The organism is Paraburkholderia hiiakae (genome assembly GCF_904848665.1).
GTDB lineage: Bacteria > Pseudomonadota > Gammaproteobacteria > Burkholderiales > Burkholderiaceae > Paraburkholderia > Paraburkholderia hiiakae.
The window spans coordinates 1-20,417 of sequence record NZ_CAJHCQ010000022.1 but is presented as its reverse complement, the minus strand read 5'-3'; the positions used below and the strand labels follow the sequence as shown (position 1 = coordinate 20,417).

Here is a 20,417-nt window from a genome sequence, read left to right as displayed (position 1 = left end):
GGAAAGGTTTGATTTGTTCCCTAGTCCGAATTTGATCCAATATAGCGGTATTAAGCGAGCGAGCTTTCGCTTGCGCGCGTACAGAATGAGCGGGAGGATTCCGCTATAGTCGTACATTCTCCTGCTTGGGCACGTGAAGCCGTCGGGCGCCAGAAACAAGAAGCGAAATATGGGATGGCCCCGCGCCGGAGAGAGAAGCAGGTTTGCCTACAGGGAGGGGTAATGCAGCAACCAATCAGGGTCGTAGTCGCCGACGATCATCCGGTGATCTTGTTTGGTGCGGAACATGCACTACTCAATTTTCCAGGGATCCAGGTCGTTGGCCGTGCTCGCCAGTCCACGGAACTCGTCAAGGCGTTGCAAACGGTTCCCTGCGACGTGCTGGTCACTGATCTCGCCATGCCGGGCGGCCAGTACGGCGACGGTTTGCCGCTCATCGGCTATCTGCGGCGCAACTTTCCGAACGTTCCCATCGTCGTCCTGACGATGCTCGAAAATGCCGCACTGCTCAAACGTCTGAGCGAGCTTGGCGTGATCTCGGTGGTGCACAAGTCCGACGATCTGAGCCACATCGGCCTCGCGGTACAGCATGTGAGTCGCAATCTCGAATATATGAGCCCCCAGGTGAAGGTTGCGCTCGATCAATTGCGCATCAACAGCGGCGGGAAAACCGACGAAGTGATCCTCTCAAAGCGAGAACTCGAAGTCGTGCGACTCTTCGTTTCGGGAATGACCATTAAGGAAATATCCGAGAAACTGAGTCGAAGTATTAAGACCATCAGTACTCAAAAGAACACGGCGATGCGCAAGCTCGGACTCGATCGTGACTCCGAACTTTTCCAGTACGCGCAGAGCAATGGCTTGCTCAATCTCTCTTCGCACGCGCCCGATGTGCCAGACGAGGGCGGTGGGGCACAAACGGCGCATTAAGCCCGCTGCTGTGCGCCGGCCAGAAAAAAAGGCCATCTGCCGAGGAGGCAGATGGCCTTTTCGCTATGCGATCGCGCTTGTACGGCTTGTGCGCTTACTGCGGTGCCGAGGTCGCGCCGCCGTGCGCAGCGGACCACTCAGCCGGTGCGTGCAGGAATTTCTCGACTTCGTCGAGCGTCTTCGTTTCGAAGTAGCCCGATTCCTTGGCGACGCGCAGCACGTCCCACCACGTGGCGAGTGCGTGCAGGTCGACGTCGATGTCCTTCAGGACCGAGACGCTTTCCTTGAAGATGTTGTAGTGGAACAGCACGAAGCAGTGGTTCACCTGCGCGCCGGCCGTGCGCAGCGCGTTGATGAAGTTGATCTTGCTGCGGCTGTCGGTGGTCAGGTCTTCGACGAGCAGCACGCGCTGGCCTTCGGTGAGCAGACCCTCGATCTGCGCGTTGCGGCCGAAACCCTTCGGCTTCTTGCGCACGTACTGCATGGGCACCATCAGGCGGTCGGAGAGCCATGCCGCGAACGGGATGCCCGCGGTTTCGCCGCCGGCGACGGCGTCGATCTGCTCGTAGCCGACGTCGCGCAAGATCGTGGCTTCGGCCATTTCCATCAGGCCGCGGCGCACGCGCGGATAGGAGATCAGCTTGCGGCAGTCGATATAGACCGGGCTCGCCCAGCCGGAAGTGAAGATGAAGGGCTTTTCGGCGTTGAAGTGCACGGCCTTCACTTCGAGCAGCATTTTCGCGGTTGCGTCCGAGATCGTCTGGCGATCGTAGCCTGTCATGGGCGAATCCTTGGATATGAGTGCGGGAGGGGTGGGCGCGTGGCCCAGTGGCGCTGGCACGGCGGGCTCGAAGCCTGGCTTCGGCGCCTGCGGTGCGCGGCCCGGGGGCGTCGATCGTCTGTCAACATCGATCAGGACGACTCGCTCAGTCCGGACGGCTTCTCATGCGCGCGTAGGCCGGTATTTTACCCGACTTGACGATTGCCGACGAGTCGCGACGGCAACCGGCGACGGCTATGTGGGGCGCGAACGCCGGTGGTGCCGCTGTGTACGTTGTCGTGCGCGCGGTTTGCAGCGCGGTTGTGACGGCCCGGCCACGCCCTTTAGACTCACGCCGGTTTGCGTTTCCCGTCAGCGCACGTTTCTCAGGATTGCCCACATGACCGCCGTTTCTCCGCCCGCCTCCGCCACCACCCCGAGCGGCCACGCCCTGCGTGCGCTCGTCGCTTCGGTGCTCGGCTACGCCATGGACGGCTTCGATCTGCTGATGCTCGGCTTCATGCTGCCCGCGATCAGCGCCGATTTGCATCTCTCCGGCGCGCAGGCGGGCGCGCTCGTCACGTGGACGCTCATCGGCGCGGTGGTGGGCGGCATCGTCTTCGGGCTCTTGAGCGACCGCTACGGGCGCGTGCGCGTGCTCACGTGGACCATCCTGCTGTTCGCCGTCTTCACCGGGATGTGCGCCCTGGCGCGCGGTTATGGCGACTTGCTCGTCTACCGGACGATCGCGGGCATCGGACTGGGCGGCGAATTCGGCATCGGCATGGCGCTCGTTGCCGAGGCGTGGCCCGCGCAACTGCGCGCGCGGGCGTCGTCGTATGTCGGGCTCGGCTGGCAACTGGGCGTGCTGGCCGCGGCGCTGCTCACGCCGCTGCTGCTTCCGCTGATCGGCTGGCGCGGTATGTTCGCCATCGGGCTGCTGCCGGCGGTCGTTTCGTTCGTGGTGCGACGGCGCGTGGAAGAGCCCGAGCTTTTCGTCGCGCATGCGCAGCGCGTGGCCGTCGCGGCCAAGGCGGAGCGCCCGCGCGCGCTGCGCATGCTCGTGGCCGATGCGCGCACCGCACGCGCGAGCCTGGGCGTCGCCGTGCTGTGCTCGGTGCAGAACTTCGGCTACTACGGGCTGATGATCTGGTTGCCCGCCTACCTCTCGAAGTCCTTCGGCTATTCGCTCACCAAGTCGGGCCTCTGGACTGCCGCGACGGTTGCCGGCATGGCGCTCGGCATCTGGCTTTTCGGCATCGCGGCCGACCGGTTCGGCCGCCGGCCCGCCTTTCTGTTCTATCAAGCCGGCGCCGTGGTCATGGTGTTCGTCTACGCGCAGCTTTCCACGCCGTTTGCGCTGCTGATTGGCGGCGCGGCGATGGGCGTGTTCGTCAACGGCATGATCGGCGGCTATGGCGCGCTCATTTCCGAGCTGTACCCGACCGCCGCGCGCGCCACCGCGCAGAACGTGCTGTTCAACATCGGCCGCGCCGTGGGCGGCTTTGGGCCGCTCGCCGTGGGCGCATTGGCCGCGCGCTACTCCTTCACGGTGGCGCTCGGCATGCTCGCCGCCATCTACGTGCTCGATATCGTCGCGACCCTCTTCCTGATTCCCGAACGGCGCGGCGCGGCGCTCGAATGAGCACGGCGCATCGGTAAGACGAAAGCGCGCTGCGCGCGGCCGCATGATCGGCCCTGCGAATTCCCGGTATCAGTCTTTGACCCACGTGGACGCGAACGGCGCCAGGTGTACACTAATCGGCCCTGCTGGAACGCTCGTGCCGCGCGGACCGGCGGGCCTACGACCATAAAAGATTCTCTCTCTCACGTCTCTCACGTCCAGGCAGGCCTGAAAATGGATGAACAACTGAAGCAAAGCGCGCTCGCGTATCACCAGAATCCGAAGCCCGGCAAGATCTCGGTCACGCCGACCAAACCGCTCTCGAACCAGCTCGATCTTTCGCTCGCTTACTCGCCCGGTGTGGCCGCCGCTTGCGAGGCGATCCACGCCGACCCGCTCGATGCGCAGAAGTACACCTCGCGCGCCAATCTCGTCGGCGTCGTGACGAACGGCACGGCCGTGCTCGGCCTCGGCAACATCGGCCCGCTCGCGGCCAAGCCGGTGATGGAAGGCAAGGGCTGCCTCTTCAAGAAGTTCGCAGGCATCGACGTGTTCGACATCGAACTCGACGAACTGGACCCGGACAAGCTGGTCGACGCCATCGCCATGCTCGAGCCGACGCTGGGCGGCATCAACCTCGAAGACATCAAGGCGCCCGAGTGCTTCTACATTGAGCAGAAGTTGCGCGAGCGCATGAAGATTCCCGTTTTCCACGATGATCAGCACGGCACGGCCATCATCGCGTCCGCTGCGATCCTCAATGGCCTGAAGGTCGTGGGCAAGGATCTCGGCAGCGTGAAGCTCGTGTGCTCGGGCGCGGGCGCGGCGGCGATTGCGTGTCTGGACCTGCTCGTGAAGCTGGGTCTGAAGAAAGAGAACATCCTCGTCACCGACTCGAAGGGCGTGATCTACGAAGGCCGCGGTAGCCTCGACCCGTCGAAGGCGCGCTACGCAGCGAATACCGAAGCGCGCACGCTCGGTGACGCGATCAAGGCCGCGGACGTGTTCCTCGGCTGCTCGAGCGCGGGCGTGCTCAAGCCCGAGATGGTCAAGGAGATGGGCGACAAGCCGCTGATCCTCGCACTCGCGAACCCGGAGCCGGAAATCCGCCCGGAAGAAGCGAAGAAGGTGCGCCCGGACGCGATCATCGCCACGGGCCGTTCGGACTATCCGAACCAGGTCAACAACGTGCTGTGCTTCCCGTTCATCTTCCGTGGCGCGTTGGACGTGGGCGCGACGACCATCACGGAAGAGATGAAGCTCGCCTGCGTGCGCGCGATCGCGGAACTCGCCGAGGAAACCGATCAGGGCGACGAAGTGGCGAAGGCCTATGAAGGCCACACGCTCGAATTCGGCCCGGAATACCTGATTCCGAAGCCGTTCGACCCGCGCCTCATCATCAAGATCGCGCCGGCCGTGGCGCAGGCCGCGATGGATTCGGGCGTGGCCACGCGTCCGATCCAGGACATGGAAGCCTACCGCGAGCAGCTTGGCGCGACGGTCTACCGCTCGGGCATGGTGATGCGCCCCGTGTTCGCGGCGGCGAAGGCCAACTGCGCGCGCATTGTGTTCGCCGAGGGCGAAGACGAGCGCGTGCTGCGCGCCGCGCAGTTCGTGCTCAACGAGAAGATCGCGAGGCCGATCATCGTGGGCCGCCCTTCGGTCGTGGAAATGCGCCTGAAGAAGATGGGCTCGAAGCTGCGTCCGGGCACGGACTTCGAAATCGTCGATCCGGAAGACGACCCGCGCTTCCAGAAGAGCTGGCAGGCGTACCACGAACTCGGCGCGCGCCAGGGCATTACGCCTGACGTTGCGAAAGCTTCGGTGCGCAAGTTCAACACGCTGATCGGCGCGATTCTCGTGCATCTGGGCGACGCCGACGGCATGATCTGCGGCCTGCTCAACAGCTTCGACTATCACCTCAAGTTCGTCGATCAAGTGTTCGGCAAGGCCACGGAAGCTCAGAACTACGCGGCGATGAACCTGCTGATGCTGCCGGGCCGCAACATCTTCATCAGCGATACCTACGTGAACGAAGTGCCGAGCGCCGAACAGCTTGCCGACATGACGATCCTCGCCTCGCGCGAAATCGAGAAGTTCGGCATTACGCCGAAGGTGGCGCTGCTGTCGAGCTCGAACTTCGGCAGCGTGCGTTCGTCGACGGCGCAGCGCATGCAGGCCGCGCGTGAGCTGATCGCCGCGCGCGATCCGCAGCTCGAAGTGGACGGCGAAATGCACGGCGACGCGGCGCTCTCCGAGCTGATCCGCAAGCAGTCGTTCCCGGGCACCACGCTCACGGGCGAAGCGAACCTCCTGATCATGCCGAACGTGGAAGCGGCCAACATCGCCTACAACCTGCTGAAGGTGATTGGCGGCGAAGGCGTGACGGTGGGCCCGTTCCTGCTCGGCGCTTCGAAGCCGGTGCACATCCTCACGCCGGCTGCGACCGTGCGACGGATCATCAATATGACGGCGGTCGCTTCGGCCAACGCGAATGTGGCGAAGGCGGCAGCGAAGTAAGCGCGCCTTCGACAATCGCCTGATGTGAAAAGGGCGCTCCGTGTCGCGCGGAGCGCCCTTGGTTTTTACCGCGTCAAGAAAGCATCAAGCCGCGTGCCGAGCCGCGCCGTTTTCCGGCGAGCGCCACTTCGCAAGAAGCGTGGTCCACTTCGCGCGCGTGGCCTTGAGGTTGTTCTCCTTGATGTGGCCGTAGCCGCGAATTGCGTCGGGCAGGTTGGCGAGTTCCACTGCGAGCGGCAGATTCGCCTCGCTTAGTCCGCCGATCACCTCGCGCATCAGCGTCTCGTAGTCGCCGATCAATGCGCGTTCGTGGCGGCGTTCCTCCGTGCGGCCGAACGGATCGAGCGGGGTGCCGCGCAGGAACTTGAGCTTCGCGAGTATGCGCATGGCCGTGAGCATGCGCGGGCCGTACTGCTTCTTCAGTAGCTGGCCTTTGTCGTCGTGTTTCGCGAACGAGGGCGGCGCGAGATGGAAGTTCACCTTCCAGTCGCCTTCGAAGCTTGCCTTGATCTTCTCGATGAATGCCGGGTCCGCGTAGAGGCGCGCGACTTCGTACTCGTCCTTGTACGCCATCAGCTTGTGCAGGTTCTTCGCCACGGCTTCGGTGAGCGCAGACTGGCCGTCCACGTGTTCGAGCTTCGCTTCGGCCTGGCGCACGCTTTCGACGAATGTTCGATAGCGCCGCGCGTACGCTTCGTTCTGGTACGCGGCGAGATACTGCGCGCGCTTTTCGATGAGCGTGTCGAGCGCCTTGGGTGTGTGCAGCGAGACGATCTTCGCACCGGCGGCGGTTTCCAGGCCCGCGGCGTTCTGCTCGGGCAGCGGCCGCTTCACGAGTTGATCCACGGCCGCGCGATCGTGCGCCACGCGCCGGCCCCATTCGAACGCCGCGAGATTCTTCTCGACCTGCACCGCGTTCAACTCGATCGCGCGCACGAGCGACTCGTGCGTGAGCGGCAGCCAGCCCTTTTGCCACGCGTAACCGAGCACGAACGGATTCGTGTAGATCGCGTCGCCTAGCAGTGCCAGCGCGTAGCGGTTCGCATCGACGCTCGCGACGTTGTCCGTGCCCGCTGCGGCGCGTACGTCGGCTTCGGTGCTGGAGCCCGGGAACTGCCACTGCGGATTCTTGATGAACTCGGCGGTCGGCGTGGGCGCGCTGTTGAGCACGACGTGCGTCATGCCTTCCTGCATGCGCGAAACGCAGTCGTCGCCTGCCGTCACGATGGCGTCGCAGCCGATCACGAGGTTCGCCTCGCCCATGGCGATACGCGTGGCGTGGATGTCGTCCGGCCGGTTGGCGATCTGCACATGGCTCATCACCGCGCCGCCCTTTTGCGCGAGGCCGGTCACATCGAGCACGGTCACGCCTTTGGCTTCGAGGTGCGCGGCCATGCCGAGCAGCGCGCCGATCGTCACCACGCCAGTGCCGCCCACACCCGTCACGAGCACGCCGTAGGGACGCTCGATCACGGGCACGTCGGGCGTCGGCACGTCCGGCATCGCCTCGTTTGCCACGCTGCTCGTCTTCGGCTTGCGCAACTGGCCGCCTTCCACTGTCACGAAGCTCGGGCAGAAGCCCTTCAGACACGAGAAGTCCTTGTTGCAGGTGGACTGGTTGATCTGACGCTTCGTGCCGTATTCGGTGTCGAGCGGCTCGACGCTCAGGCAATTCGATTGCACCGAGCAGTCGCCGCAGCCTTCGCACACGGCTTCGTTGATGACCACGCGCTTTGCCGGGTCCGGATACGTGCCGCGTTTGCGGCGGCGGCGCTTTTCGGTGGCACAGGTCTGGTCGTAGATCAGGATCGTCGTGCCGGGAATCTCGCGCAACTCGCGCTGGATCGCGTCGAGCTGGTCGCGATGGTGAATCGTCACGCCCGGCGCGAGCTTCGTGGCGGGCTCACCTTCGTACTTCTCGGGTTCGTCGGTGACGATCGCGATCTTCGCCGCGCCTTCGGCGGCGACCTGATGCGTGATTTGCGGCACGGTGAGCGTGCCGTCGACAGGCTGTCCGCCCGTCATCGCCACCGCGTCGTTATAGAGAATCTTGTACGTGATGTTCGCCTTCGACGCGATCGCCGCGCGGATGGCGAGCAGCCCTGAGTGGAAGTAGGTGCCGTCGCCCAGGTTGGCGAACACGTGCTTGTCGTTCGTGAACGGCGCCTGGCCGACCCACGCCACGCCTTCGCCGCCCATCTGGCTGAAGGTGCTCGTGTTGCGGTCCATCCACACGGTCATGTAGTGGCAGCCGATGCCGGCCATGGCGCGCGAGCCCTCGGGCACGTTCGTCGATGTGTTGTGCGGGCAGCCGGAACAGAACCACGGCTTGCGCTCGACTTGCACACGCGGTTTCGCGAGCGCCTTTTCCTTCGCCTCGATCACAGTCGTGCGCGCCGCGATACGCGCGCGCACGTCGGAGGGCAATTCGAATTTTTCGAGCCGCGTGGAGATGGCTTTCGCGATGATCGCCGGCGAGAGCTCGTAGTGCGCGGGCAGGAGCCAGTTGCCCATCGGCACCGACCATTCGCCGCCGGCGCCGTCCTTCTCGTCGAACTTGCCGTACACGCGCGGACGCTGCGCATCGGGCCAGTTGTACAACTCTTCCTTGATCGCGTATTCGAGAATCTGACGCTTTTCCTCGACCACGAGAATCTCTTCGAGGCCGCGCGCGAAGGCGTGCGCGCCCTGCGCTTCGAGCGGCCACACGCAGCCCACCTTGTAGAGCCGGATGCCGATGCGCGAGCAGGTTTCGTCGTCGAGGCCCAGGTCGGTGAGCGCCTGGCGCACGTCGAGATATGCCTTGCCGCCTGTCATGATGCCAAAGCGCGCATGCGGCGAATCGATCTCGATGCGGTCGAGCTTGTTGGCGCGCACGTAGGCGAGCCCCGCGTACCACTTGTAGTCGAGCAGACGCGCTTCCTGTACGAGCGGCGGATCGGGCCAGCGAATGTTCAGGCCGCCATCGGGCATCGCGAAATCTTCGGGCAGGATGATGTTCGTGCGATGCGGGTCGATCTCGACGGAAGCCGACGATTCGACCACGTCGGTCACGCACTTCATCGCCACCCAGAGGCCCGAATAGCGGCTCATCGCCCAGCCGTGCAGGCCGAAATCGAGATATTCCTGCACGTTCGAGGGGAACAGCACCGGCAGACCGCACGCCTTGAAGATGTGCTCCGACTGGTGCGCGAGCGTGGACGATTTCGCCGCGTGGTCGTCGCCAGCGAGCACCAGGACGCCGCCGTGAGGCGAGGAGCCCGCGGAGTTGCCGTGCTTGAATACGTCGCCGCTGCGGTCGACGCCCGGGCCCTTGCCGTACCACATCGAAAACACGCCGTCGTATTTCGCGGACGGATAGAGGTTCACCTGCTGCGAGCCCCAAACGGCGGTCGCGGCGAGGTCTTCGTTCACACCTGGCTGAAATACGATTTGATGCGCGGCGAGATGCTGCTTCGCCTTCCAGAGGGACTGATCGAGACCGCCGAGCGGCGAGCCACGATAGCCTGAGATGAACCCCGCGGTATTGAGACCGGCGGCCTTGTCGCGCTCCTGCTGCAGCATTGGCAGGCGGACCAGCGCCTGGATGCCGCTCATGTACGCGCGACCGCGTTCGAGGGTGTATTTATCGTCGAGCGTGACGGAAGCGAGTGCGGCTTCCAGCGAAGCGCGCTGACCTGCGTCTAGCGGGGCATTCATTATCTGTCTTCCTCCATCCAACCAATCCGTTGTGGGATCGCCAGAACTTCAGGGCCTCGGCATCTTGTGAATGCTTTGGCCGGGGTCGCCATATTGGCCTTTTTTCTTTCGATAGTAGCACTCGGATAAACCCGCCGCTTCGAGGCCCGGAGCGTCGCGCCTTCAGGCCCGTGGCGCTGTGTCGCGCAAGCGGCCTGAAACTCCTGTGTAATAAAGGATGTATCGAATTCCTCGGAGGAGTAACAACGTGTAAAACTTGCACTACCCGGGAACCGGTCTTGAATATCCTGTCTAACTCCCTCACCTGTGCGAACCGCGCAGCTTCCCTGGCTGTTAACAGTTATTAAAAGGGGCACTACTGCGACAGGCAGTCTAAAAAAAGGAGTCCAGCATGAATAATCGACATATCCAGACCTTCCTGACGGTCTCGGCCGCGTTCTTTGCCATGAGCGCGCCGCTGCATTCCAACGCCAGCACGAAGAGCGGCGAGAGTGCGACGACCCGATGCGCCCAGTACACGCTGAGCATGAAGGCTGATACGAACGCCATGCCGGCCACGAAGGCCGAACGCAAATCCTGATGCCGCGCTGATCCGCGCAGCATTCCATTCACCTGAATGCGTCGCCGGGTGTGCGGCGGCGGATTCAAAAGTCAAAAAGGGCGAAGATCGCGTGATCTTCGCCCTTTTTGTTTGGCTTTAGCCTGATGCGTCAGGCTTTGTCCTGCACCACGCCGCGGCGGATCTGGTCGAGTTCGATCGACTCGAACAGCGCCTTGAAGTTGCCCTCGCCGAAGCCCTGGTTGCCCTTGCGCTGGATGATCTCGAAGAAGATCGGGCCGATCTGGTTCTCCGTGAAGATCTGCAGCAGCAGGTCTTCAGGCATACCGTCGATCAGGATCTTGCGCTTCTTCAGTTCTTCCAGCGGCTCGGTGTGGCCGGGAACGCGGCGGTTCACGAGTTCGTAGTACGTGTCGATCGTGTCGAGCAGTGCGATGTTCGAGGTGCGCAGGCCATCCACGGTGCGGTAGATGTCGTTCGTGCCGAGCGCGATGTGCTGGATGCCTTCGCCGTGGTAGGCGTCGAGGTATTCCTGGATCTGGCCGGCCGTCTCACCGCCTTCCTCGTTGATTGGAATGCGAATCTTGCCGCAGGGCGACGTCATCGCCTTCGACTTCACGCCCGTGACCTTGCCTTCGATGTCGAAGTAGCGGATTTCGCGGAAGTTGAAGAGGCGTTCGTAGAACTCGGCCCATTCGGCCATGCGGCCGCGGTGGACGTTGTGCGTGAGGTGGTCGATATAGGTGAGGCCGTGGCCAACCGGGTTCTGATCGGCGCCCGCAATCGGCTCGAAGTCGACGTCATAGATGCTGATGTCGCCAATGCTGCCGGGCGCCGCGCCATTCTTCCCGCGCCAGCGGTCGACGAAATAGATCAGCGAGTCGCCAATGCCCTTGATCGCCGGGATGTTCAGCTCCATCGGGCCCGTCTTGTTGTCGAAGCCCCACGCGCCGAGTTCGAGTGCATGCTTATAGGCCTTGGCGGCGTCCTGCACGCGGAAAGCGATCGCGCAGATCGACGGACCGTGCAGACGCGCAAAGCGCTGCGCGAACGAATCAGGTTCGCCGTTGACGATGAAGTTGATGTCGCCCTGGCGGTAGAGCGTCACGTCCTTATGGCGATGGCGCGCGATGGCGGTGAAGCCCATGCGTTCGAACAGTTTGCCGAGCGCCTTGGGGTCCGGCGCGGTGTATTCGATGAACTCGAAGCCGTCGGTGCCGACGGGGTTCTCCCAGTTGGGGACCTGCATGGTTGTCTCCTGGCTGATGTAGATCAGATTTCGTGGGGCTAGTGTAGTCCGCCGTATTGGGAGAAAACTTGCGAGTTGGGTCGTACTACCGACGATGTGCGCTATAAACTGCCTTGGATAGATAAATGGAAGGCAGAAAATGGCAAGCATCGAATTGGACGCAATCGACAGGCGCATTCTGGCGATCCTTCAGGAGGATGGCCGCCTCTCGAACCAGGAGATCGCTGAGCGCGTGAACCTCTCGCCGAGCCCATGCTTGCGTCGCATCCGACGGCTGGAAGAAGGCGGCGTGATTCGCGGCTATGTGGCGCTGCTCGATGCGCAGAAGCTAGGACTCGATCTGCTTGCCTACGTGAACGTGCGGCTGGAAAAACGCGGGCCCACGGCGGCAGGGCGCGAGGGCGTGACGCACGCCGAGCTTTTTCGTGCGGCGGTGCAGACGTGGCCCGAGGTGGTAGCCTGCCACGCCATGACGGGCGACATGGATTTCCTGCTGCGCGTGCAGGTGGAGGATATGGCGCACTTCTCGCGCTTCGTGCAGGACCAACTGCTGCACCATCCGTCGGTGATCGACGTGAAGTCCAGCTTTTCGCTCGATACGTTCAAGGAAACGACGGCGTTGCCGATTCGCTAACCGCGCGCACTGCGCGGCGCCGTGCCGCAGACGCAAAAAAAGCGGCCGAAGCCGCTTTTCTCAGTGCATCAGTCTGTCCCGAAGGGCAGGAGTCATGCCGCGACAGCTTGCGGCAGGATCGTTTCCATCAGCTTGCTGGCCTGGCGCGCCTGACGTTTGAGCGCGTAATCGAACACGGCGGCTTGCTCCTGGAGCATTTCAGCGATGATGCTGCTCTGGTCGGCCGGCTCGAGCGAGAGATACGCGTCGGCTTCGCCGTAGGCGTACTCGATCTTCATGCCCGACTTCTTCGCGATGTGCATCATCGTCGAGTTGCGCGACAGGCAGTGCATGTAAAGCGTGGTGACGTGCGTGTTGCGGCTGCGGATGGCGGCGCGCTCGAACAGCTTCGAGCCAATGCCCTGGCCGCGCGCGCTTTCCAGCACGGACACGCCGAACTCAGCCGTGCGGCCGTTGCCGTCCGCCGGCAAGTAGGCCAGATGGCCGACGCCCACGAGTTGCAGCTGGTGGTCGAACACGCCGAACACGGTGTCGCGCGTAAAGTCCATGGAGCGCACGTACTTTTCGATCACGTGGTCCGGAGCGGCCTGGCCGAAGCGTAGCAGGCGATCATCGCTATCGAGCGTGAGGAAGTGCGCGAGCAGGCGTTCGCGGTCCGCTGAGGTGAGCACTCGCACCATGACGGGCGCATGACCGGACGTCAGCGGACGAGCGGACGCAATGATCGGCACGTTGGCTTGGGTCGAAAGCGGGTTCATGGTGGGTTCTCCTTAAAATGCATGCCGCATGATGCAGCGCAAAACGCATTCTAGCGGAAACCCTGGGTGCACTCTAGGGAAAACCCGGAGTGTAAATTTGAGTGTTGCGCCTAATTAATAAAAATATAAGCGCAAATGATTGATTATTAACGGGTAATTTTTCGGGTCATTTGACGTGTCAACTGTTGTCATGGTGCATCATGTCGCACCGCAACAATCTGGCCCGTAAATTTTGACCGCATCTGTGCCGCTCGAGCACCGTTCAGGCACCCTTCAGACCGTGATCGACCATGGCGATCACCTGCTCGGCGAACTCGCGATAGCCCATGCGGCCACCCGGCTTGAGCCACGTGAATGTCCAGTTGATCATGCCGAACACCATCATTGTCAGCGCGGTCTGGTTTTCGCTCGTGACCTGGCCGGGATACGCACGCACGAGTTGGCGCGTAAAGGCGGCAACCACGTCGCGCTGGCGGTTCAGGATAATCTCGCGCTGAGCGTCCACGAGGTATTTGACGTCGTTCAGGAGCGCCACGTGGCGGCTGTGGGAGGTTTCGTATTCCGCGAGGAACGCGCGAATCAGCTCGGCGAAGCTCTCTCGCTCGTCGTGGCCGCGCCGCTGGCTCGCGCCTTCCACCTCCGCGATGATCAGCATGAGCCGCTTGGTGTAGCGATCGAGCAGATCGAAAAGGATCGCTTCCTTGCTCTCGTAATAGTGATAGAGCCGAGCTTTCGAGGTCCCGCTTGCCGCGGCGAGGTCAGACATCGAGGTGCTCGGGTAGCTCGTCTGCGCGAATTTGGCGGCAGCGAGTTCGAGGATCTGGTCGCGTTGGGTTTCGTGGTCGGGCGCTCGGGTGCGTGCCATGGGAATTCAGCGGGGGAGGGAAAGGTGCGCGGCGGTTTGCGGAAGCGGAGGACGCGCGGCGCGCGCGGCCGCGGCAAGCGGGGCGCAGGCGGCGCACATATCGTCGCGCAGGCGTAGTTCTTCCGCCGCACATAGCTCGCGCAGGCGCCACAGCACGACCGGCTCGGCGACCGTGAAGCCGGCCCCGCCCCGCGTGAGCTCGGCGCCGAGCACGTCGCTGGCGAGCCACGATGCGCCCGCCGGACGGTCCTCATGGGCGTCGAGCACGTCGAGGATCATCGCGTCGAGGTCGCTCCACGTGCCGCTCGTAAAGGTGTTGTCGCGCCAGCGGCGCGTCTCGCCGTTGGCGAACTTGGCTTCCTGCCACTCGAGCGCGAGGCGCGTGATGCGCAGCACCGAGATCGGCGCAGCGTCGGGCAAGCGCGCTTCGATGTGGGTCGCGGCGTTCGGGCCCGAAATTTCGTCGACGGTGAGGCGTACCTCGTTCAAGCGCTGCGGGACATCGCGCAAACGGTAGCAGACACGCCGCAGCGCGAGCTGATGGGCGGCGTCGTGCGTGTGCCAGATCACCACGTGGGAGTCGTCGGTTTCGAGGGCGGTCAGCGCCGCGCAGTCGTCGTGTGCAAGGGCTGGCGGCATATCCCCAAGACGCTCCCAGAAGGCGGCGCGTAGCGCCACGCCGGGGTCGCCCGCCACGTCGATGTCGCGCAATGGACCTACCGTCAGGTCGTCGCGCAGGGCGATCACGCGGTCCGGGCGGCCCGCCGCTTCGAGAGCCTGACGCAGCGCTGCCGCGGCCGGCTCGCCGTAAATGAGGTGAATCGTGGTCATCGAGAACTCGTTGCGTTCACGATGAACGCCCTGTAAGCCTGAAAGCACGCAAATGACAAAAGGAGCCGCCCGTCGGGGTCGCAGCGCTGCGCTGCAACACCGACGGGCGGCCCCTAGTGTAAGCGGATCGCCTGTAGGCCGAAAGCGTGCTGTTGCTCTAACGCCTTAACGTTCGTCGAAACTCACGACCACGCGCTCGCTCACCGGATGGCACTGGCAGGTGAGCACGAAGCCGTCCTTCACCTCTTGTTCCTCGAGCGTGTAGTTCTTGTCCATCTTCACTTCGCCCTCAAGCACCTTGGCGCGGCAGGTGCAGCAAACGCCGCCCTTGCACGCGTAAGGCAGCGCCAGACCCGCCTTCAGGCCGACGTCGAGCAGGCTCACGCCCTCGTACGGCAGGCGCATCTTGCGCTTCTTGCCGTCGATGACGATTTCCAGGTCGGCGGCCGGCGTGCTTTCGGTGATCTCGACGTTCGGCACGCCCGCCTGCGGCAGCGGCGAGCCGAAGCGCTCCACATGCACCTTCTGCGGCGGCACGCCCGCGTCCTTGAACGCGGCCTCGGCGGCGTCCATCATCGGGCCGGGGCCGCAGATGAACGCTTCGTCGATCTCGTCGGCCGGCAGCAGCGTTTCGAGGAACGCTGCGCACTTGGCCTGATCGAGCACGCCGTTGAAGAGCTCGACGTCCTGCAGGTCGTCCGAGAGCACGTGATAGAGGCGGAAGCGGCTCATGAAGCGGTTCTTCAGGTCTTCCAGCTCTTCGGCGAACATGATTGCGTCGACGCTACGGTTCCCGTACACGAGCGTGAACGCGCTGCGCGGCTCGGTTTCGAGCGTCGTCTTGATGATCGCGAGCACGGGCGTGATGCCCGAACCGCCCGAGAACGCCACGTAATGCTTGCCGTGCTCGGCGTTCAGGTGCGTGAAGAAGCGGCCGTCGGGCGTCATCACTTCGATCTCGTGGCCCGGCGCGAGCTGATCGAACGCGAAGTTCGAGAAACGCCCGCCGCGCACGCGCTTGATGCCGATGCGCAGCTCGCCGTCGCGGTCGTAGTCGGTCACGCCCACGCAGATCGAGTACGAACGGCGCGTTTCTTCGCCGTCGATATGGGTCTTGAGCGTGACGAACTGCCCCTGGGTGAAGCGAAACGCCTCGCGCAGCTCGGGCGGGACTTCGAAAGCGACAGAGACCGCGTCCGCGGTTTCGGGCCGCACTTCGCGGATGCGCAGCGAATGGAATTGCGGAGTGGCCATATCAGTACGGTTTGAAGTAGTCGAAGGGTTCGCGGCAGTCGATGCAGCGGTAGAGCGCCTTGCACGCGGTCGAGCCGAACTGCGCGAGGCGTTCGGTGTGCTTCGAGCCGCAGCGCGGGCAAGCAGGCGCGGGCAGTTTTCTCGGCACGAAGGTGATCGGCTGTTCGCCGGCCCGAACCGTGCCGCTGCCGCAGTTGCCCGTGGGCGGCGCAATGCCGTAGGCACGCAGCTTCTCGCGCGCGTCGTCGGTGATCCAGTCGGTGGTCCACGCGGGCGTCAGGGTCGTCGCGATGCGGTACGGCGCGAGTGCGGCGGCGTCAAGCGCATGCGCGACGTCCTCCGCGATCTGCGACATCGCCGGACAGCCGGAGTAGGTGGGCGTGATGACCACTTCGATCTGACCGTCCGCGGCGCGGCGCACGTCGCGCAGGATGCCCAGTTCGCGGATCGACACGACCGGAATCTCCGGATCTGGCACCGATTCCAGTACCTCCCAGGCGCGTTCGAGCGCGTGATCTGCCGTTGCTTGCATCGTGACTTCCTCTTTTCCTGCGGGGGTGCTTACCAGCGCGCGTCCGGGTGCTGGCGCGCGAGGCTCTGCATCTCGGCCAGCACGAAACCCATGTGCTCCGAATGCTCACCGTGCTTGCCGGTCGTGACGTGCTTCACCGGCGCGGGCATGGCGAGCGTGGCTTCGTCGAGCGCGGCGTCAACATCTGCGCGCCACGCAGCTTCGAACTGAGCCGCGAGCGGCGCGATGCCGGCTTCGGCCACCGCCGTTTCCACGGCGTCGGTGCTGAAGAACTCGCGCGTGTAGGGCATGAGCCAGTCGAGCGCGGCCTGGGCGCGGCCGTGCGATTCGTCGGTACCGTCGCCGAAGCGGATCAGCCACTCGCGTGCGTGGTGCACGTGGTAGCGCGTTTCTTTGATCGAGCGCTCAGCGATCGCGGCCAGCTGGGGGTCGGCGGAGCGCAGCAGCGCGGTCCACAGATGCTCCATCAGCGCGGCGTAAAGGAAGTTACGCACGATCGTGACGGCGTAGTCGTTGGCCGAATGTGTCGTGCCGGCGAGTGGGCCGAAGTGCGGCAACTCCGCGAGCGTATAGTTCGCGAACTCGCGCTCCGCGCGAAAGTAGGCGTAGTCGTCTTCGGTACGGTCGCGGCCGGTAAGCGCCTTTTCGAGCGTGGCGGCGTGCGTGTAAAGCAGGCGCGCCTGACCGATCAGGTCGAGGCTCATATTGGCGAGCGCGATGTCTTCTTCGAGGATCGGGCCGTGGCCGCACCATTCCGTATTGCGCTGACCGAGGATCAGCGCCGTATCGGCGAGGCGCAGCACGTACGCGAGTTGTTCAGGCGTGGGCGTCGTCATGTTGCGCTCTTACATGTGGTTGACTTCGTCGGGCAGCGTGTAGAACGTCGGGTGGCGATAGATCTTGTCGCCGGCGGGCTCGAAGAGCTCGGCCTTCTCGTTCGGATCCGATGCCGTAATCGCCGACGACGGCACCACCCAGATGCTCACGCCTTCCTGACGGCGCGTGTAGACGTCGCGCGCCATGCGCAGCGCCATCGAGGCGTCGCAGGCGTGCAGGCTGCCACAGTGCTTGTGGTCGAGGCCCTGCTTGCTACGCACGAATACTTCCCAGATCGGCCATTCCTTGTTCATCGTGGATCTCCTTCCTTCCTGATTCGTATGCGGGGTCATTTGCGGCTGATTTGCCGGTCAGGCAGCGTGCTTTTCGGCGCGCTGACGCTGCTTTTCGGCATGCGCGAGGGCAGCTTCGCGCACCCACGCGCCTTCGTTGTGCGCCTTCACGCGCGTGCCGAGACGCTCGCGGTTGCACGGGCCGTCGCCGTTCACGACGCGCCAGAACTCTTCCCAGTCGATCGTGCCGTAGTCGTGGTGACCGCGCGCTTCGTTCCATTTCAGATCGGGGTCGGGCAGCGTGACGCCCAGCACCTTCGCCTGCTCGACCGTCGCGTCGACGAACTTCTGGCGCAGGTCGTCATTCGAGATACGCTTGATCCCCCATTTAGCTGACTGGTTGCTGTGGACCGAATCGGCGTCGCTCGGGCCGAACATCATCAGCACCGGCCACCACCAGCGGTTCACGGCCTGCTGCACGAGTTCGCGCTGCGCTTCGGTGCCACTCATCATGGCCAGCAGGGCGTCGAAACCCTGGCGTTGGTGGAACGACTCTTCCTTGCAGATGCGGATCATGGCGCGTGCGTACGGGCCGTAAGTACAGCGGCACAGCGGAATCTGGTTCATGATCGCGGCGCCGTCCACGAGCCAGCCGATCACGCCGACGTCCGCCCAGGTGGGCGTCGGGTAATTGAAGATGCTCGAATACTTGGCTTTGCCGGCGTGCAGTGCGTCGACCAACTGGTCGCGCGAAACGCCGAGCGTCTCCGCCGCGCTATACAGATAGAGGCCGTGGCCCGCTTCGTCCTGCACCTTGGCGAGCAGAATCGCCTTGCGCTTGAGGCTAGGCGCGCGCGAGATCCAGTTGCCTTCCGGCAGCATGCCGACGACTTCCGAGTGCGCATGCTGCGAGATCTGGCGCACGAGCGTCTTGCGATAGGCATCCGGCATCCAGTCCTGCGGCTCGATCTTGCCGTCGGCGGCCATGATCGCGTCGAACTGCGCCTGCTCCGGCGAGGCTGCGTCCGCGTCAAGCGGAGCAACGTTGCCGGGGATGTCGAGGGATTGCGTGTACATGGAGACGCTCTCGTCGAAGTTGGGTATGTCGCGCAGTATAAACCAACCGACCGGTCGGTAAATGAATTTTTTGAGGTAGCTCAAAAGAGCTCGCGCTCACCGTTGAGTTTTAGTGGGGCGACAGCGGGGTTGTGTCGGTTTTGTGCGGATGCGCGGTTTGTGCGTGGGCTTGAGCGCTTGACTGTCAGGTGGATGGAAGACTGCGCACCGGCCCATGGGGCACAATGCCCCTTTGCCTGCGCACTCAGTTACGGATGAAGATTTCTTTTGCTCCTCTCGCGGCTGCGGCCGCTGTGTTCATTTCACTTGGCGCCGTGTCTCCGGCGTTCGCCGATCAAACTTCGGACCCTTGGGTCACGAGCTGGGCGACGGCGCTGCAGTCGATCCCTGACCGCGACGCGCTCCCGGCGCTGTACCGCGCGCCCGAGGTCGCCGGGCGGACCGTTCGGCAGATCGTGTATCCGACGCTGGGCGGCACGGTTGCGCGGGTGCATGTCAGCAACGTTTATGGGCGCACGCCGCTCGTGATCGAGGCGATGGCGATTGCGCCGTCTGCGGGTGGCGCGGCGGCGAGCGAGGCGGGAATGGCGCGTGTGACCTTCGGCGGGAGGGCGGCGGTGTCGGTTCCTCCAGGCGCTGCGCTCGATAGCGATCCGGTGCAGATCAATCTAAAGGCGCACGCGCCATACGTCATCAGTTCCTATATGGGACCTGAGCAGAAGATGGTCGCGTGGCACCGCGTGGCGAGTCAGGTGAACTACGTCTCGCGTCCGGGCAATCATGTCGCCGAGCCGTCGAGCGGTGCGTTCACCGAGCGCTTTACGCAGTACGCCTGGGTGACGGGGCTAGCAGTCGAGGCGCCGGGGGCGTCGACGGTCGCGGCGATCGGCGATTCCATTACCGATGGCATGCGTTCCTCGCTCAATCAGAACCGTCGCTGGCCGGACGCATTGGCACGCCGCATCGCACAGTCGCAGCGCACGGATCTCGCCGTGATTGACCTCGGGATTAGCGGCAACCGGTTGCTGAGCGATTCGCCTTGCTACGGAGAGGCGCTCGAGCGGCGCTTCGGGCGTGACGCGCTCGGCCACCCGGGCGTGAAGACGGTGGTGCTGCTCATCGGCATCAACGACATCAACTTCCAGGCGATGCCAGCACGATCGGGCCTCGACTGCGACTTTCCTCATACGCATGTCGACGCGAACGACCTGATCGCGGGTTATCGCCGCGTGATCGCGCAGGCGCATGGGCGCGGCGTGCGCATTTTCGGCGCGACGCTCACGCCGGCTTCGCTGCCGCCCGAGCGCGAGGCGATCCGCACAGCGGTGAACCAATGGATCCGCACGAGCAGGGCATTCGACGGCGTAATCGATTTCGATGCGGAGCTGCGCGACCCGGCGGATCCCGCGCGACTGCGGTACGGGTATGACAGTGGCGACCACATCCACCCAAGCGACGCGGGCTACGCGGCGATGGCGAATGTCGTGCCGCTGGACGCCCTTGCCCGGAAGTAAGGAATATTTGCGCCGTCCCCTTGCGCATCGCCAGCGGGGGCGCTAAGATTCGCCCCCTTCGCAGTTCGATGTCTCTGACGTCGGGTCAGCGAAGGCCGCCGCGGAAACCGGCGGGCGCAGGAGTCGGCAGCTTTTTCAAGCGGTGAGCGAAAAAAAGGGGTTGACGAAGCGAAAAAGATTCTTCATAATCTCGTTTCTCTGCTGCTGACGCAGCAACGCAGGAAACGCCGGGCAGTAACGCAGTTTGCCGGTGGTTTTCGCGATCGATCTTTAAAAATTTACAGCCGATAAGTGTGGGCGCTTGATGCGGTGGCGGCCTGACCTTGTTCTCCGGAGCAGGGTCGGGAGCAGCAAAAGTATCAAGAGTCTCACACTAAAGTAAGTCAGGTTCTTGAATTTATTCAATGACCTGTCAGCTTTGAGTGAGCGACCGGTTTCGAGAGAAACCGAAAACAGTAACAGGTTTAAACTGAAGAGTTTGATCCTGGCTCAGATTGAACGC

At 63.6% G+C, this 20,417-nt stretch carries 17 protein-coding genes; 6 read left to right on the top strand and 11 right to left on the bottom strand.

The features are described from left to right. The first annotated feature begins 222 nt into the window (after positions 1–222). Positions 223–930, top strand: a complete 708-nt coding sequence (locus JMY28_RS31125) for a response regulator transcription factor (RefSeq protein ID WP_201699762.1) — start codon at positions 223–225, stop codon at positions 928–930. A gap of 94 nt (positions 931–1,024) precedes the next feature. Here the strand turns inward: JMY28_RS31125 and JMY28_RS31120 are convergent, their stop codons facing one another. Further along, positions 1,025–1,711 carry an orotate phosphoribosyltransferase gene (locus JMY28_RS31120; RefSeq protein ID WP_028203433.1) on the bottom strand — a complete coding sequence of 229 codons (687 nt, stop codon included), beginning with the start codon at positions 1,709–1,711 and terminating at the stop codon, positions 1,025–1,027. A gap of 379 nt (positions 1,712–2,090) precedes the next feature. On the opposite strand from JMY28_RS31120, the gene JMY28_RS31115 reads away from it, so the two are divergent. Beyond that, a complete protein-coding gene (locus JMY28_RS31115; protein WP_201699761.1) occupies positions 2,091–3,335 on the top strand; it encodes an MFS transporter in 1,245 nt (414 codons plus the stop codon). Positions 3,336–3,548: 213 nt separating this feature from the next. Continuing rightward, complete coding sequence (locus tag JMY28_RS31110; protein ID WP_201699760.1) at positions 3,549–5,834, top strand: NADP-dependent malic enzyme; 2,286 nt, start codon at positions 3,549–3,551, stop codon at positions 5,832–5,834. An 84-nt stretch (positions 5,835–5,918) separates the two neighbouring features. Here JMY28_RS31110 and JMY28_RS31105 read toward each other — a convergent pair whose 3' ends face one another. Further along, positions 5,919–9,533 (bottom strand): indolepyruvate ferredoxin oxidoreductase family protein, encoded by a 3,615-nt coding sequence (locus JMY28_RS31105; RefSeq protein WP_201699759.1) that lies wholly within the window; start codon positions 9,531–9,533, stop codon positions 5,919–5,921. Between the two features lie 391 nt (positions 9,534–9,924). On the opposite strand from JMY28_RS31105, the gene JMY28_RS31100 reads away from it, so the two are divergent. Further along, positions 9,925–10,113, top strand: a complete 189-nt coding sequence (locus JMY28_RS31100) for a hypothetical protein (protein WP_201699758.1) — start codon at positions 9,925–9,927, stop codon at positions 10,111–10,113. Between the two features lie 130 nt (positions 10,114–10,243). On the opposite strand, the gene hppD is transcribed toward JMY28_RS31100, so the two are convergent. Next, positions 10,244–11,341, bottom strand: coding sequence for a 4-hydroxyphenylpyruvate dioxygenase (gene hppD / locus JMY28_RS31095; RefSeq protein WP_201699757.1), 1,098 nt, complete (start codon positions 11,339–11,341; stop codon positions 10,244–10,246). A 139-nt stretch (positions 11,342–11,480) separates the two neighbouring features. Between hppD and JMY28_RS31090 the strand changes: the two genes are divergently transcribed. Further along, positions 11,481–11,975 (top strand): Lrp/AsnC family transcriptional regulator, encoded by a 495-nt coding sequence (locus JMY28_RS31090; protein ID WP_201699756.1) that lies wholly within the window; start codon positions 11,481–11,483, stop codon positions 11,973–11,975. Between the two features lie 92 nt (positions 11,976–12,067). Here the strand turns inward: JMY28_RS31090 and JMY28_RS31085 are convergent, their stop codons facing one another. From JMY28_RS31085 to paaA, 8 genes are all read right to left on the bottom strand, one after another. After that, complete coding sequence (locus JMY28_RS31085) at positions 12,068–12,733, bottom strand: GNAT family N-acetyltransferase (protein ID WP_201699755.1); 666 nt, start codon at positions 12,731–12,733, stop codon at positions 12,068–12,070. Positions 12,734–12,995: 262 nt separating this feature from the next. After that, positions 12,996–13,598, bottom strand: a complete 603-nt coding sequence (locus JMY28_RS31080; RefSeq protein WP_201699754.1) for a TetR/AcrR family transcriptional regulator — start codon at positions 13,596–13,598, stop codon at positions 12,996–12,998. Between the two features lie 6 nt (positions 13,599–13,604). After that, positions 13,605–14,429, bottom strand: a complete 825-nt coding sequence (locus tag JMY28_RS31075) for a DUF1835 domain-containing protein (RefSeq protein WP_201699753.1) — start codon at positions 14,427–14,429, stop codon at positions 13,605–13,607. Positions 14,430–14,594: 165 nt separating this feature from the next. Further along, positions 14,595–15,683: a 1,2-phenylacetyl-CoA epoxidase subunit PaaE gene (gene paaE / locus JMY28_RS31070; protein WP_201699752.1), complete on the bottom strand. Its 1,089-nt coding sequence runs from the start codon at positions 15,681–15,683 to the stop codon at positions 14,595–14,597. 1 nt (position 15,684) lies between these two features. Next, on the bottom strand, positions 15,685–16,215 hold the full coding sequence (gene paaD / locus JMY28_RS31065) for a 1,2-phenylacetyl-CoA epoxidase subunit PaaD (RefSeq protein ID WP_201699751.1): 531 nt from the start codon (positions 16,213–16,215) through the stop codon (positions 15,685–15,687). 29 nt (positions 16,216–16,244) lie between these two features. Further along, positions 16,245–17,051 (bottom strand): 1,2-phenylacetyl-CoA epoxidase subunit PaaC, encoded by an 807-nt coding sequence (gene paaC / locus JMY28_RS31060; RefSeq protein WP_201699750.1) that lies wholly within the window; start codon positions 17,049–17,051, stop codon positions 16,245–16,247. A gap of 9 nt (positions 17,052–17,060) precedes the next feature. Next, entirely contained in the window at positions 17,061–17,345 is a 285-nt protein-coding gene (paaB, locus tag JMY28_RS31055; RefSeq protein WP_112169807.1) for a 1,2-phenylacetyl-CoA epoxidase subunit PaaB, read from the bottom strand. Positions 17,346–17,402: 57 nt separating this feature from the next. Continuing rightward, positions 17,403–18,401: a 1,2-phenylacetyl-CoA epoxidase subunit PaaA gene (paaA, locus tag JMY28_RS31050; protein WP_201699749.1), complete on the bottom strand. Its 999-nt coding sequence runs from the start codon at positions 18,399–18,401 to the stop codon at positions 17,403–17,405. A 254-nt stretch (positions 18,402–18,655) separates the two neighbouring features. Here paaA and JMY28_RS31045 point away from each other — a divergent pair, with 254 nt between their 5' ends. Beyond that, entirely contained in the window at positions 18,656–19,915 is a 1,260-nt protein-coding gene (locus JMY28_RS31045; protein WP_201699748.1) for an SGNH/GDSL hydrolase family protein, read from the top strand. The last annotated feature ends 502 nt before the right edge of the window (positions 19,916–20,417 follow it).